The following is a 14,504-nucleotide window of genomic DNA, read 5'->3' as shown; positions in this document are numbered from 1 at the left end:
CCGCCCAAAATATTCAGTCAAGCAACACGGCTATAGACTGAGCAACCCTGCCTATTTGTACTTAGTTTCAGAGAATGGCAGGTTTTTTTTGGTTAGGGAGAGCTTAATAATAGACCTCCAAATACAAAAATATTCGCAGAGGGGAAGAATACAAATTTAAGAATGTCAGATTTTTATATGGTTTTCTAAGTGTATAATCACTAGTTGTTCATAAAATATTTACTTACAAGCCATTTTTAGGAACTATATCAATAGAGTTTCAAAATTTATGAACCAATACCCTCAGCAATCATTAGATAACATCAATGTCCCTTTAGAGCGTGATGTTTTTTTACGTACTTTAATTAGAGAATTATCAGGTACATTACAGGACGTAGTAGGGTTAGAAGAAGCTGCTGGATTTATTAGCGTAGTTGGTGAAAGCATGGGTAGGCAGATTAACCAAGATTATAAGTCTGCCCTAAAAGTATCAAATCTTAGCCGTGAGCAAGTTGTTAATGTCTTGATTGATTTGAAAAAAAGAATCCAAGGCAGTTTTTATGTCATTAAGGAGAATGATGAAAAAATTGTCTTTGGAAACCATAACTGCCCATTTGGAGAAAAAGTAATTGATCGCCCTGCTATGTGTATGATGACTTCAAATGTATTTGGAACTATTGCATCTGATAATTTGGGATACGCCAAAGTAGAGTTACAAGAGACAATAGCACAGGGTGCTACTGGATGTAGGATTGTAGTCTATCTAAAAACAATACCAGAGTCAGAAGATGCACCAGGCCGAGAATATTTTCAATCATTATAAACGCTATAAATTCATCATTATTTAACCAATCTTGGATTTTTAGATTATTGCATTTATGTAAAAATATAAACCGCATGACTCCTGAACAATTTATTGAATTTGCCAGAGTTTTGCCAGAACCTTTACTGTTAGTGAATAGTGATGGTCAGATACTAGCTGCTAATCAACCAGTGACAGATATGCTGGGATTACGCCGTCAGGAATTGCAAGAAAAAATGATTTTTGATCTTGCAAATGAGCCTCCCCATAAAATTTCTGCATACCTGAAAGCTTGTTCTCGTAGCCGCGCAATGATTCTGGGTTCATTGACTTTACACAATAGTGATGGAGAAACATTAGTATGTCGTTGTCAAGGAGCAGTTATTCAACCTTGGTCTAATGAATCTTTAGCTCTAATTCTCCTGCGGTTGGAACAGAAAAAAGCAGCCAACATTAACTTTGTTTTGCTGACTAAGAAAATAGATGAATTAGCAAAAGAAATCCAGGGACGTAAACAAGCAGAAGAAGCGCTTTTAAAAGCAAATCAAGAACTAGAATTCAGAGTTGAGGAACGGACAACCGTCTTAAGGCAAACATTAAAGGAGTTACAACTTACTCAAACCCACCTGATTCAATCTGAGAAAATGTCTAGCTTGGGTCAGATGGTTGCTGGTGTTGCTCACGAAATTAACAACCCTATCAGCTTTATTCATGGCAATCTCTATTATACCGAACAGTATATTGAAAATTTGTTAAAATTATTAGAAAAATATCAAGAATATTATCCAAATGCTCCTCAAGAAATACAAGATATTAGAGAGGAGATAGATGTAGATTTTATAGTAAAAGATATAAGTCAAATTACCCATTCTATGAGAGTGGGAACACAACGCATTCAGGCAATTATTCAATTGTTACGTAACTTTTCTAGGCTTGATGAAGCTGAACTTAAGCCAGTGGATATACATGAGGGAATTGAAAGCACTTTAATGATTCTGGCACACAGATTGAAAGGTAAACATTATAAATATCCAGAAATTAAAGTTATCAAAAAATACGGGAAGCTGCCAAATATAACTTGTTATCCTTCTAAACTTAACCAAGTGTTTATGAATCTTATTACTAATGCAATTGATGCACTAGAAAATTTTGTTGTTAGTGATGATGGGTCAATGTTAAATTCCCAAAAAACTGGAGAAGAAATAGAGAAAAGAAACGAACCCACAATTTGTATTACTACTGAATTATTAGATGATCAATGGGTGGCAATCAGCATTGCAGATAATGGTTTAGGAATTGAAGAAGTATTACATAGCCAGCTATTCAATCCCTTTTTTACCACAAAACCTGTAGGCAAAGGAACAGGACTTGGTTTATCGATTAGTTATCAAATTGTAGTCGAAGAACATGGGGGATATCTGAGCTACAATTCCATACCTATGAAAGAAACCAAATTTGAGATTAAGATCCCAATCCATGCAATCAATAAGACGGCTTGCCATAGTTAGGAAAAGGTGATAGGTAACGGGTGACAGGAAGATAAAGGAGTTTAATCAATTTTACCTATTACCTATTACCTATTACCCATTACCTATTACCACGAATTACTCTGCTTGCTTAGTGATAATTACACTTGCTTGAGTACTCACTATTTTTGCTGCTTGCAATATGGGAGTATTCGCAACTGAATTATTGACTAAGGTAAACAGTGGATTTGACAAAACACCGGCGATGGTAGTAGCGATTAAAGTTACTATCAAACCTACCTGTAAAGGTCTGAAACCGGGTAAATCCCAATTAATTGCGGGATAATTTTTCACCACGTCAGACATTTCTTGGGGTTCTTTGACTACCATCATCTTAACTACACGGATGTAGTAGTAGATGGAAACGACGCTTGTAATTAAGCCTAGTAGGACTAACCAGTAAAGACCTGCTTGCCAACCAGCCCAGAATAGGTAAATCTTCCCGAAAAACCCAGCTAGTGGGGGAATACCACCTAATGATAGGAGAGAGATACTTAATCCTAGAGTGAGAAGTGGGTCTTTTTGATATAACCCTGAGTATTCAGCTATTTGGTCGGTTCCTGTCCGCAGGGAGAAGAGAACTATGCAGGTAAAGCCGCACAGGTTCATGAACAGGTAAACCAGTAGATAAAATATCATGCTGGAATAACCTGCATCAGTACCAGCAATTAAGCCAATCATCACAAATCCAGCTTGGGCAATGGATGAATAAGCCAACATCCGTTTCATGCTGGTTTGGGCTAGGGCAACAACGTTACCCAAAATCATACTGAGGACGGCAAGGGCGGTGAAGACAAATCTCCACTCGTCAGCAACGAGGGGGAAAACTACCGTCAATAAACGGATAGCCAGGGCAAATCCTGCTGCTTTGGAACCGACTGATAAGAAGGCAATAACTGGGGTGGGTGCGCCTTCATAAACGTCTGGTGTCCATTGGTGGAAGGGGGCAGCGGAGATTTTGAAACCAATGCCGGCAATCACGAAGACGAGGGCAATGATAAAACCAAGAGATTGACTGACGTTAGCTGCGGCGATACCATTAGCGATCGCACTCAGTTCTGTTTGCCCACCGGATAAACCATACAGCAGCGATACACCGTATAAAAATACTCCTGTGCTGGAAGCTCCAATTAACAGGTATTTCAGCGCCGCTTCATTGGAACGGGGGTCACGCTTGGTGTAACCTGTCAACAAATAAGAGGAAATACTCAAGGTTTCTAGGGAGATGAAAATCATCACCAACTCACTAGCACCTGATAAAAACATTCCTCCCAAAGTCGCAGTCATCAAAATGGCGATAAATTCGGCTAAAGCCGTGCCACTCTGCTCAATGTAGCGAATTGACATCAGGATGGTGACAATGGCTGACAGAGCAATAATGCCCCGAAAGACAATACTGAGGTCGTCACCATTAAAGCTACCAGTAAATCCGATGGGGTTGGTAGCATCCCATTGTAAGCATAGGGCGACAATCGCAGCCAGTAAACCTGCGATCGCTAGATATCCTATCCAGCGTGAAGATGTGCGCCCCAAAATCAAATCAACAATCAAAACCCCTAAGAGGGTGATAATTACAATCCCCTCTGGCAAAATCGTTCCCGCATTTAACTGGGATGCAATATTAGCAAAATCCATGATATGTATAGGTTTTGGCGATTAGATATGAAGGCTAACTCTGTTCATTCTATCTATAGTTCTTTACCATAATTGCATTTAACCGTATGTTTTAAACTCACAGATGCTGGGTGGGAATTAAATCTGGTTAATTATACTGCTGAATATAGTGTTATTTTTTTAACAAATGCAATGTCTAGATGAAGTCGTAGCAAAACTCAAATATTGCCAGCTTATTTGTATTTTTTATAGCCCAAACACTTTTTTCAAAGTCTTGATTTTGAGAAGATTATTTTCAGAACTTGGAGATATTGAAACTAACGAATTAAACCAGCACGTTGAAAGATAGCATGAGGAGTAATTTCTAATTCTGGTAAAATTTCATAAATGATAACTTGATTTTCTCGAAAAGTCACAGGCAGAGAAGACGCTGTAAAGACAGTGATCGTTTGAGATATTGTATCCACTATCCAAACCAGAAAAATCCCAGCTTGAAGATAATAAGTAGCTTTTTCAACCATGTCCCCACAAGTTTGACCAGGAGAAATAATTTCAATCACTAATTCTGGGACCACAGGACAAGCTTCATCTTTAAGCCAGTCAGCAGGAAGACGGTTATAGGAAACATAGGTTAAATCAGGTACGGGTATCCAATTTTCTTGATTTCTGGTTAATTTAATCCCCCATTCCACGACAACACGACCTTTTCCTTCTGCCCATGTGGATAATAGTATAAATAATGCTCCTGTGGTTGAGCCATGAAAAAATTTAGGAGATATTTGCTCATTTTTATATTTAGGTACAGATTCACCGTTAACAAACTCATAAGCAAGATCACTTTCGGGAAGTGCAAGAAATTCTTCGAGAGTGAGTTTGGTTTTTAGTTGACTCATGGTTAGTTTGGGCGGGTTAAAGATTCCCGACTTTGATGATAGATAACTGAAGTTGGATTTCTGATCTGTTTACCCAATATCATTTTGACATACTCCCCTGGTTTCTAAGGACTGACGAGACGCTCTACGTAACTTGCTTCCTATCCAGTGGTACATCACAGGCATCGCACTTTAGCTAAGTACCCAATTAGAATTTATAATTGCTCAGAAGCCCCAACCCTCAAGCAAAAAAAGCATCACACCAGTTACACTTCAGAGATATTTTGAAACCCGTAGTCGCCAATTTTGCGTTAGATAAGTTAAAGATGGAAATATCTGACAACTTAACTATTTGGCATTACCTCCCCCAGTCTTCTGGGACTGACTGTGCCTAAAGTTGAAAGAATTTTCCCCCTTTTCGGCAGTTTGTGTAAGGATTAAATCACTGCTTAGGCGTGATATTTCATCTTGACATTTCGCCGAAATTATCTCAACTTGACTGTTTAGCTTCGCAGCTATTCTTTTTTTTGAAATTTCCATGTCAACTCTCGTCATCGTCGAATCTCCAACCAAAGCTCGTACCATTCGCAACTACCTGCCAAAAGACTATCGGGTAGAAGCTTCAATGGGTCATGTGCGTGACCTCCCGCAGTCGGCCAGTGAAATCCCCGCCGCTGTCAAAGGGGAAAAATGGGCGCAGCTTGGGGTGAATATAGAAGCCGACTTTGAACCGGTGTATGTCGTTCCCAAGGATAAAAAGAAAATTGTCACTCAGCTTAAAGATGCCCTGAAAGGGGTTGATGAACTGATATTGGCAACTGACGAAGACCGTGAAGGTGAAAGCATTAGTTGGCATTTATACCAATTGCTGAAACCCAAAGTGCCAACCAAGCGAATGGTGTTCCACGAAATTACTCAAGAAGCCATTAAAAAGGCTTTGAAAAATTGTCGCACCATTGATGAGCAGTTGGTTCGCGCCCAAGAAACCCGACGTATTTTAGATCGCTTGGTAGGATACACCCTATCTCCCCTGCTATGGAAAAAAATCGCCTGGGGACTATCCGCTGGGCGAGTTCAGTCTGTAGCCGTGTGTCTATTGGTGACAAAGGAACGTCAACGCCGTGCTTTCCATGAAGGTACATACTGGGATTTAAAAGCCAGTTTGCTCCAGGAAAAAACCCCCTTTAGCGCTCAGTTAGTGACGCTTGGAGGCACGAAAGTTGCCACAGGCAGCGATTTTGATGCCGCGACGGGACAAATTACCACAGGACGCAATGTGGTGTTGCTGAGTGAGGAACAGGCAGTAGACCTCAAGGAACGGCTGACAGGAAAAACTTGGAATGTCAACGACATTGAAGAACGCCCAGTCACCCGTAAACCTGCACCACCGTTTACTACTTCCACACTGCAACAAGAATCTAACCGTAAATTGCGCCTTTCGGCACGAGACACAATGCGGGTTGCTCAAAATTTGTACGAGCAAGGGTATATTACCTATATGCGTACAGATTCGGTGCATTTGTCAGATCAAGCGATCGCAGCTGCCCGCAGTTGTGTAGAACAAAAATACGGCAAACAGTACCTCAGCCCCCAACCCCGTCAATACACCACCAAATCCAAAGGCGCACAAGAAGCACACGAAGCCATTCGCCCCGCAGGTAGTAGTTTCCGTACTCCCCAAGAAACAGCTTTAGGCGGCAGAGAACTGGCGATATATGACTTGATTTGGAAGCGTACCGTCGCCTGTCAAATGGCTGATTCTCGCCAAACGCAAATTAGTGTCCAACTGCAAGTAGAAGACGCTGGTTTTCGTTCTTCTGGGAAGCGCATAGATTTTCCTGGCTACCTCCGCGCCTACGTTGAAGGTTCCGATGATCCCGAAGCCGCATTAGAAGACCAAGAGGTGATTTTACCACCACTAAAAGTCGGGGATCATCCCACTTGTACTGAACTGGAAGCCGTGGGACATGAAACCCAACCTCCAGCTAGGTACACCGAAGCCAGTCTAGTTAAAACCCTAGAAAGTGAAGGCATTGGTCGTCCTAGTACCTACGCCAGCATCATTGGCACTATCATCGACAAAGGTTATGCCCAGTTGGTGAGTAATGCCTTGATTCCCACCTTCACCGCTTTTGCTGTTACTGACTTATTAGAGAAACACTTTCCCGACATTGTTGATCCCAGCTTCACCTCTAAAATGGAGCAAACCCTAGATGACATCTCCACAGGAGAAGCTAAATGGCTACCCTACCTGCAAAAATTTTATCTAGGCGACCAAGGTTTAGAAACTCTGGTGAGGGAACAAGAAAGTAAAATTGATGCAACTATTGCTAGAACCGTAATATTAGAAAATTTAGATGCTAAAGTCCGCATTGGTAAATATGGACCTTACATCGAAGTAGACACTGGTGATGGTATTGTCACAGCATCTATTCCCAAAGACCTTACACCATCTGACCTTGACCCCAAACAGGTGGAAGTCCTACTGCGACAAAAAACCACCGGACCTGACCAAGTGGGACGGCATCCCGAAACAGGTGAACCAATTTATGTGAAAATTGGCACTTATGGGCCTTATGTGCAGTTGGGTGATAAAACAGACGAAAACCCCAAACCTAAACAAGCTTCCCTACCCAAAGGTGTTACCCATGAAAATGTCACCCTAGAGATGGCTGTTGGCCTTTTGGCACTCCCCCGAACATTGGGAGTTCACCCAGCCACGGGTGGGAAAATTCAAGCTAGTTTGGGACGTTTTGGCCCTTACGTTGTTCATGATCAGGGGAAAGAAGGGAAAGACTACCGTTCTTTGAAAGCTGCTGATAATGTATTGACAATTACTTTGGAACGTGCTTTAGAGTTATTGTCTGAACCCAAAAAGGGACGTGCTTCTAGCAATAGCAAATCTAAGGCAGCTTTACGGGAATTAGGAACGCATCCAGAAGATGATGCTCCTATCAATATCTATGATGGCCCCTATGGTCCTTATATTAAGCATGGCAAAACTAATGTGAGTATTCCCGAAGGTCAAACAGTAGAAAATGTAACGCTGTCTACTGCATTGGAATTGCTGCAAGCTAAAGCATCTACCAAATCCACAAGCAAAACCAGAAAATCAACAACTTCTAAAGCTAAGTCATCAACTAGTAGGACGAAAAAGAAGGACACGGACAGTTAGGGATTGGGAACTGGGGACTGGGGGAGATGAAGAAGTAAAGTATCTATATTCTGCCACCCATCACCCATTACCCATCACCCATCACCCATCACTAATGTGATAATCTAATAGGTAAGGGAGAACACAAAATAAAATTTTAGCAGCGGCTTTAGCTCTAAATCTCAGAACGTGTTAACCCTGTTAGAAGCCAGAGGTGCAATAATACGCCAGTTTCTGCGACTAAAGTTAATTAAAATTGAGGTAGTATCTCAGGAGCGTTCAGTTCAATGGATTATATAGAAAAGGTACTGGAAAAGCTTAAAGAGTTAGCGCGGAAGCTAATGGGAGCCTTGCTGGGGCCAGAGGCTGAACCGGAACCGGAACTAATTCCGATTCCTGTGAACGAACGTCGCCGCAGTCGCTAATTACCTGGAGTGATTGGAGTTAACGTTGCCAACTTTAAGCATTTTGATACTGCACGGGCCAAACCTCAATTTACTAGGACAGCGGGAACCGGGAATTTACGGTTCTCTGACCCTAGTAGAAATTAATAGACTGTTAGAAGCAGAAGGACTAAAGTTACAGGCTAAAGTTACTGCTGTGCAGTCAAATCATGAAGGAGTCTTGCTGGATACGATTCACCAGGCATTAGGACTACATCAAGGGATTGTAATTAATGCTGGGGCGTATACTCATACTAGTGTGGCTTTGCGGGATGCGATCGCTGCTGTGAATTTACCAACTGTAGAGGTGCATCTTAGTAATATTTATCGTCGTGAAGATTTTCGTCATCATTCTTATATAGCTCCAGTGGTAATTGGTCAAATCAGTGGTTTTGGTGTCCAAAGTTATTTGTTGGGCTTACAAGCATTGATACATCATATAAGAAAGGAAAAAGTTTAAGAGTTTTGTTGTAGATTTTGGTTTTTGGAATCTAAACATTTGCAATACAATCCAAAATCTAAAATCTAAAATCCAAAATTGTATGCGTTATTCTCTCGTAAGTCGGGTTAGAGGTATTTTTATAGGCGCATTCCTGGGAGAAAATTTAGCTATTGAGAATGCTGGTGATTTAGGTAAAATGGCTATTTTGGGTAGCCAAAGTTTAATTGCACTGGGTAGATTAGATGTAGCTGATTGGTTAAAGCGTCAGCAACAAGCATCTCTTGTTTGGAAAAAAACAGATCATGCTTGGGCAAAAACAATTTTAGCGACCTTACCAGTGGCAATTTTTTTTCACGAAGATACTATTAAACTTAAACACAATTTACTGCAAGTATTACAAATTTGGGATACTGAGCCGATGGTAACAGATGCAGCCCTAGCTATAGGATATGCGATCGCTCAATCTCTCACAGAAAAACTCGACCCCTTAACCCTTATTCCCCAGACAATTTCTTTTCTGGGAGAAACAACCACACCGTTAACACAAAAATTATTACAAATTAATACCTTATTAGCTCAAAGAGCAAAATTAGAACAGGCGCGAACCGAACTGAGTAGACAAGAACCACTAAGTAGCAATGTCGCCTTAGCTTTTTATTGCTTTCTGAGTACCTTAGAAGATTGGCAACTAACAGTTTTGCGAACTACCGATAATTCTGGGAAAGAAGATCCTTGGTGTCTGGACTCACATCCTAGAAGCGCAATTACTGGAGCCTTATCAGGAGCATATAACAGTACAACAGGCATTCCTGTTAATTGGCAACTGTTAGCCATTAATTCACCCGGCTGGGGACTAAGCAGTTTTTCCCAAATGTTGGAATTAGCCGATGCACTTGTAGCAGTCTGGTCAGGTGTGTATAATATTACCCTGGATACAAACAAGCCCACAAAAGAAGGATGTGGCATAAATCGGGAATTGACTCCACTATCTATCTTTGCTGCACCCCGCGTTATTCGCCCGCGATGAAGCATAAATTTCTAACTCAAGCATTTGATTAATTTCTAATTTATCTGGATTTATCTAGTTTTGGATAAGTTTTTTTAGAGCAGATCAGCTGCTACAATTCACACAAACCAATGCGTAAGAAAAACCGCTGTCTGATATGTAGTTGTTTTGGTTATCTGCTAAAAAACTCTGTCCGATAGAATCAATTTATGTATATATAGGCTAATAATTCATGGAGCAGTAGTCATGATTGTCTTGTTTTGGGCTATCAAAGTAAGGAACTACACCCAGAGGTAATGAAAACGCAGAAATTTTTGCGGTCTTTGACCCAGCAATTCAGGCAATGGCGGCGACAGTGCAAAGTGTTATGCCGTAAAGCGAAGTGGCTGGGTTTGGCGAGTAGTCCCAGCAGTCAGAGTCATAACAAAAAATTTTTCAGGAATATCCTCAAGAATTTACTTGTGTTTTTGTTACCTACCACTGACGAAGGTGGACACCGACAAGGAAGAAAAGCTCCTCACTCAACGCCAAAATCTTTCAAAACTAATCATGGCATTTATGCTGTTGTGTTCAGTTGGTTATATAAAAAGCGTTCTGCGGTAATTTTGGTGATTGCCGTGATATCTCTCACAGGTGTAATGGGGCATGAATTATATAACCAGCCTCAGATGAAAGTTGGTTCTTTTGCACCACAGACATTTATTGCCCCTAATACTGCAAGTATCGAAGATCGCAAACAAACAGAAGACGAGCGCAAAGCAGTGAGAACGAGTTCTCAGCCTGTATTGATGATTAATGCCCAAAAAAATGCACAAATTAACGAACATTTGCGACAACTGCTCGATGATGCTAATGAACTTCGTGCTGTTGCTGGGCCTTTGCCTTTTTTTGATGTATCAGTTTTGTCTATCCCTACCCAACGCTATCTCCGTTCTTGTCTGGAGTCTGAATGGCAACAGCTAAAAATAACTTTAGAAAATAATCAGAAACAAAATTATAAATTGTTGATGCCTAAGTCAAGGCCAGCTGATAGACAACAATTTTCTAGACCTTTGCGAAGTCCGCTGTTGTCGTTATCTATACCCTTGATTAAGGAGGGACAGACGGATATTTCTCAAGCATTAGCAGAATTAGAAGCTTATCGCCTCACTACTTCAGAAAAAAATCTATCTTTACTGATTACCCAAATAGGCCAAATTAGATCGGGATATGCCAAAGCTACTGACAAACTTGTAAAAATGGAGGCTGAACGAACACAGGCAGTATATGCAGAAACTTTCCTGTTGCAACTGTCAGATGAGGATTGGGCAAAAACACAAATGGGAGTACACCAAAGTGCAGAACGGATGCTTACTCAAGGTATAGCACCTGGACTGCCGCGTAGTATTTTACAGGATGCCGTGAGCCTACAAGTACAAATCTCTATACCTGGTGAAGCTGAATCATTGGCAAGTAAAGTTTTGTTGGCTGTACTCCGGTCGAATCTCATGCAAGATGAAGAACAAACGAGACAAAAGGCTCAATTAGAAGCGGATAAAGTGCCATCGGTAATGCAAAAAGTGCGGCAAGGAGAAGTAATCGTTAAGAAGGGGGAACGAATTACAGAATGGAAATTTGATGTGCTTGAGCATTATCACTTGATTCGGAGAGAGGTGAATTGGCTGGCTTTGACTCTTTTAGGAGGCTTAGTTAGCACAGCCCTTGGTGTTTTTGTTTGGGTAGAACGACGGATTGGCAATCACCTGCGAGAACGCGATCGCTTTTTGATCTTATTGCTCACTCTCAGTATCCCTAGTATTTTAGCAATTGGTGTGCCATATACTACATGGAGTGCTATTGGTTTATTGTTGGGCAGCTTTTATGGTCCGACTTTGGGAGTGACGGTTGTCGGACTACTATCACTGATACTACCAGTGAGTATGGAGATCAGTAAGATTGGGCTGCTGGCTGGTGCTGCGGGGGGAATCTTGGGCAGTTATGTCGCCCAAAGATTTAAATCTCGTGAGGAATTGGCGTTATTAGGTATTGTTGTTGGCTTGACTCAAGGCAGTATTTATTTGGGTTTGAATATACTTGTTGGTGCGGCGTTTGGTTCTGCTTGGTATATTGTTTTGCAAGAGGCGCTGTTATTTGCTGTATCGGGTTTGGCTTGGAGTATTATCGCTTTGGGTTTAAGTCCTTATTTGGAAAAACTGTTTGATTTAATTACCCCGATTCGTTTGGCAGAACTGGCTAACCCTAACCGTCCGTTGTTAAAACGACTGGCTACTGAAACTCCGGGTACTTTTCAACATACCTTGTTTGTGGCGACTCTGGCTGAAGCTGCGGCCAAAAAACTGCGCTGCAATGTGGAGTTAGTTAGGGCTGGGACATTATACCATGATATTGGTAAAATGCATGACCCTTTAGGATTTATTGAAAATCAAATGGGAGGACCGAATAAACACGAGACGGAAATTAAAGATCCTTGGCAAAGTGCAGCAATTATCAAAAAGCACGTAACTGAAGGTTTGGTAATGGCTAAAAAACATAGTCTACCCACAGCGATTCAAGCTTTTATTCCCGAACATCAGGGTTCAATGGCGATCGCTTATTTTTATCACCAAGCCCAGCAAATGGCTAAGGAAGACCCCAGTATTATCGTCAATAAAGCGGATTTTTGTTACGATGGACCAATTCCCCAATCTAGAGAAACAGGAATTGTCATGTTAGCTGATTCTTGTGAGGCTGCATTGCGAAGTCTTAAAGATGCTACTCCAGAACAAGCATTAAATATGCTGAATAATATCATCCGGGCTAAATGGCAAGATGAACAATTAATAGACTCTGGATTAACAAGAGAAGAAATGTCAAAAATTTCTCAAATATTTGTAGATGTGTGGCAGCAATTTCATCATAAACGTATTGCTTATCCAAAATCAAAATAATTAGGGCTTGCTGAATCAACCTAAAACCTGGATAAATTAAGAGTTCTTCTATTATTACAAGTTATGCTTAGAGATACAGCACATCAAGGGGAATTAGAACCTGCATCAGTTTTACTTGAACGCATCCTCAAACAGCATCGGGAGAAGTGGGAAGCTGAACAAACAGTTAATATCTGAATGCCCTTTTAATCAAGAGTCTATAATTTATCAACCCCAACTATGGAGACAAATTACTACTAATGAATAAGCCAATTTCTGTAAATAAACCAATTCCTGAAAAATTATCTAGCCAAATTGATGCAGGAGTGAAACTCGCTATTGCTAAAGCTATAGAAAGACACCACCGTTTAGGAGAATCTATTAGCATTTAGCAAGATGGACAAATTGTGACATTAACTGCTGAACAAATTCCTCTTCTTGATTCAGATAATTAAAATTCTATGATTCCCGATAAAATCCGAGATAAATTACCTCTGACGGAAGATAAAAAACAACTACTTCAACAACAAACCATTAGTCAACATACCCCAGGAAAAATTCTCAAAGATTTTCAAACTATTTTAGAATTTCTCCAACCTGATGGCGTTCAAGTTAGTAGCACTCATCGCCAATTTCCCCTGAAATATTTCCAGCAACTTAACTCTAAGTTGAGTTATCCCATAGACATTAACCTCAAACGTCCTGTCCAAAAATCTTACCCCTATATTCACGGTCTTTATTTCCTCCTCCGCGCTTCTGGACTATCTCAACTAATTACCACAGGTAAAAAGACCAAATTAGTTTTAGATCCAAAAATTCTCCAAATTTGGCATAATCTCAACCCCACAGAACAATATTTTACACTATTAGAATCTTGGTTAGTTTGGGGAGACAATAAACTATTAGGTGACGAAAGAGATATGTTTGATCAAGCATATCTATGTTTATTATTTTGGGGAGATATCCCAGAAGCAGGATTAAAATTTAATAATTATTCAGAACAAGATAAATTATATTATCCTGGTTTCCATAATCTCGCTCTTTTGCATTTATTTGGCTTAATTGAACTGACATCAGGAAAACCACAACCCTCTAAAGGCTGGCGTTTTACTGATGTTAAACCTTTGCCTTGGGGTAATGCAATTATGGCTGTATTAACAGAAAGCCGTACAGATATCAAAATAGAAAATTATGCCCAATTTCGGCAGGATTTTCGGATAGCTTTTGAGACTTTAAAACCTTATTTTCAACCCTATTTCCCTGAATGGTCACAAACTTTAGTGATTGCAGAAGGCGGTTTTACTGAAGGTACTTATATATTTAAAGTCACTTTACATAATGCTTGGCGACGCATTGCTATTCCTAGTCATTTAAATTTAGATGAAGTAGCTACAGCAATTGTCGAAGCTTTTGATTTTGACCCTCGACACCTATACAGATTTATTCACCAAAACCGCATGGGCAGAATTTTTGAATTAGACCATGCTGAACTAGAGTTTAACCCCGATACTAGCGATTTTCGTTTAGGTGATTTATCCCTAGAAGTAGAAAATCATTTACAATTTATCTTTGATTTACGGAATGAATGGGAATTTGATTTATATCTAGAAAAAATTGACCATGATAATGGGGAGATACAACAACCACAAGTTTTAGAATCTCATGGGCTACCACCAGTGCAAGAAGAAGAATATATGGTCTATTTGATAGAAGACGAATGGAAGGCAGATTTTAGAAAACCTGATGACAATTAAAATTAA

Annotated in this window: 10 protein-coding genes; 8 read left to right on the top strand and 2 right to left on the bottom strand. The window is 40.3% G+C overall.

The window, feature by feature from the left end; translation table 11 throughout:
• Positions 1-268: 268 nt before the first annotated feature.
• Positions 269-802, top strand: coding sequence for a methanogen output domain 1-containing protein (locus tag ACSQ6I_RS13835; protein WP_438890897.1), 534 nt, complete (start codon positions 269-271; stop codon positions 800-802).
• A 74-nt stretch (positions 803-876) separates the two neighbouring features.
• Positions 877-2,289: an ATP-binding protein gene (locus tag ACSQ6I_RS13830; protein WP_438890896.1), complete on the top strand. Its 1,413-nt coding sequence runs from the start codon at positions 877-879 to the stop codon at positions 2,287-2,289.
• A gap of 96 nt (positions 2,290-2,385) precedes the next feature.
• Here ACSQ6I_RS13830 and ACSQ6I_RS13825 read toward each other — a convergent pair whose 3' ends face one another.
• Positions 2,386-3,942 (bottom strand): NAD(P)H-quinone oxidoreductase subunit N, encoded by a 1,557-nt coding sequence (locus ACSQ6I_RS13825; RefSeq protein WP_438890895.1) that lies wholly within the window; start codon positions 3,940-3,942, stop codon positions 2,386-2,388.
• A 296-nt stretch (positions 3,943-4,238) separates the two neighbouring features.
• Entirely contained in the window at positions 4,239-4,814 is a 576-nt protein-coding gene (locus ACSQ6I_RS13820; RefSeq protein ID WP_438890894.1) for a Uma2 family endonuclease, read from the bottom strand.
• A gap of 517 nt (positions 4,815-5,331) precedes the next feature.
• On the opposite strand from ACSQ6I_RS13820, the gene topA reads away from it, so the two are divergent.
• The 6 genes from topA (at position 5,332) to ACSQ6I_RS13790 (ending at position 14,498) form a co-directional block, all read left to right on the top strand.
• Positions 5,332-7,968: a type I DNA topoisomerase gene (topA, locus tag ACSQ6I_RS13815; RefSeq protein WP_438890893.1), complete on the top strand. Its 2,637-nt coding sequence runs from the start codon at positions 5,332-5,334 to the stop codon at positions 7,966-7,968.
• 429 nt (positions 7,969-8,397) lie between these two features.
• On the top strand, positions 8,398-8,850 hold the full coding sequence (aroQ, locus tag ACSQ6I_RS13810) for a type II 3-dehydroquinate dehydratase (RefSeq protein WP_438890892.1): 453 nt from the start codon (positions 8,398-8,400) through the stop codon (positions 8,848-8,850).
• Between the two features lie 82 nt (positions 8,851-8,932).
• Positions 8,933-9,859 carry an ADP-ribosylglycohydrolase family protein gene (locus tag ACSQ6I_RS13805; RefSeq protein WP_438890891.1) on the top strand — a complete coding sequence of 309 codons (927 nt, stop codon included), beginning with the start codon at positions 8,933-8,935 and terminating at the stop codon, positions 9,857-9,859.
• A gap of 275 nt (positions 9,860-10,134) precedes the next feature.
• Complete coding sequence (locus tag ACSQ6I_RS13800) at positions 10,135-12,765, top strand: HD family phosphohydrolase (RefSeq protein WP_438890890.1); 2,631 nt, start codon at positions 10,135-10,137, stop codon at positions 12,763-12,765.
• 239 nt (positions 12,766-13,004) lie between these two features.
• The gene (locus ACSQ6I_RS13795) at positions 13,005-13,136 is read left to right on the top strand and encodes a hypothetical protein (RefSeq protein ID WP_438890888.1); all 132 of its coding nucleotides are present in this window, start codon (positions 13,005-13,007) and stop codon (positions 13,134-13,136) included.
• 69 nt (positions 13,137-13,205) lie between these two features.
• Positions 13,206-14,498, top strand: coding sequence for an IS1096 element passenger TnpR family protein (locus ACSQ6I_RS13790; protein ID WP_438890886.1), 1,293 nt, complete (start codon positions 13,206-13,208; stop codon positions 14,496-14,498).
• Positions 14,499-14,504 lie beyond the last annotated feature (6 nt).

This window comes from Anabaena sp. WFMT (genome assembly GCF_051781005.1).
In the GTDB taxonomy this organism is placed as follows: Bacteria; Cyanobacteriota; Cyanobacteriia; order Cyanobacteriales; family Nostocaceae; genus Anabaena.
The sequence above is the reverse complement of the archived record's forward strand: the minus strand, read 5'-3'. Positions and strand labels throughout refer to the sequence as shown.

Bases quoted from the DNA above. Each gene is read 5' to 3' on its own strand.
- ACSQ6I_RS13835 (WP_438890897.1), top strand. From the start codon at position 269: ATGAACCAATACCCTCAGCAATCATTAGATAACATCAATGTCCCTTTA.
- ACSQ6I_RS13830 (WP_438890896.1), top strand. From the start codon at position 877: ATGACTCCTGAACAATTTATTGAATTTGCCAGAGTTTTGCCAGAACCT.
- ACSQ6I_RS13825 (WP_438890895.1), bottom strand. From the start codon at position 3,942: ATGGATTTTGCTAATATTGCATCCCAGTTAAATGCGGGAACGATTTTG.
- ACSQ6I_RS13820 (WP_438890894.1), bottom strand. From the start codon at position 4,814: ATGAGTCAACTAAAAACCAAACTCACTCTCGAAGAATTTCTTGCACTT.
- topA (WP_438890893.1), top strand. From the start codon at position 5,332: ATGTCAACTCTCGTCATCGTCGAATCTCCAACCAAAGCTCGTACCATT.
- ACSQ6I_RS13805 (WP_438890891.1), top strand. From the start codon at position 8,933: ATGCGTTATTCTCTCGTAAGTCGGGTTAGAGGTATTTTTATAGGCGCA.
- ACSQ6I_RS13800 (WP_438890890.1), top strand. From the start codon at position 10,135: ATGAAAACGCAGAAATTTTTGCGGTCTTTGACCCAGCAATTCAGGCAA.
- ACSQ6I_RS13795 (WP_438890888.1), top strand. From the start codon at position 13,005: ATGAATAAGCCAATTTCTGTAAATAAACCAATTCCTGAAAAATTATCT.
- ACSQ6I_RS13790 (WP_438890886.1), top strand. From the start codon at position 13,206: ATGATTCCCGATAAAATCCGAGATAAATTACCTCTGACGGAAGATAAA.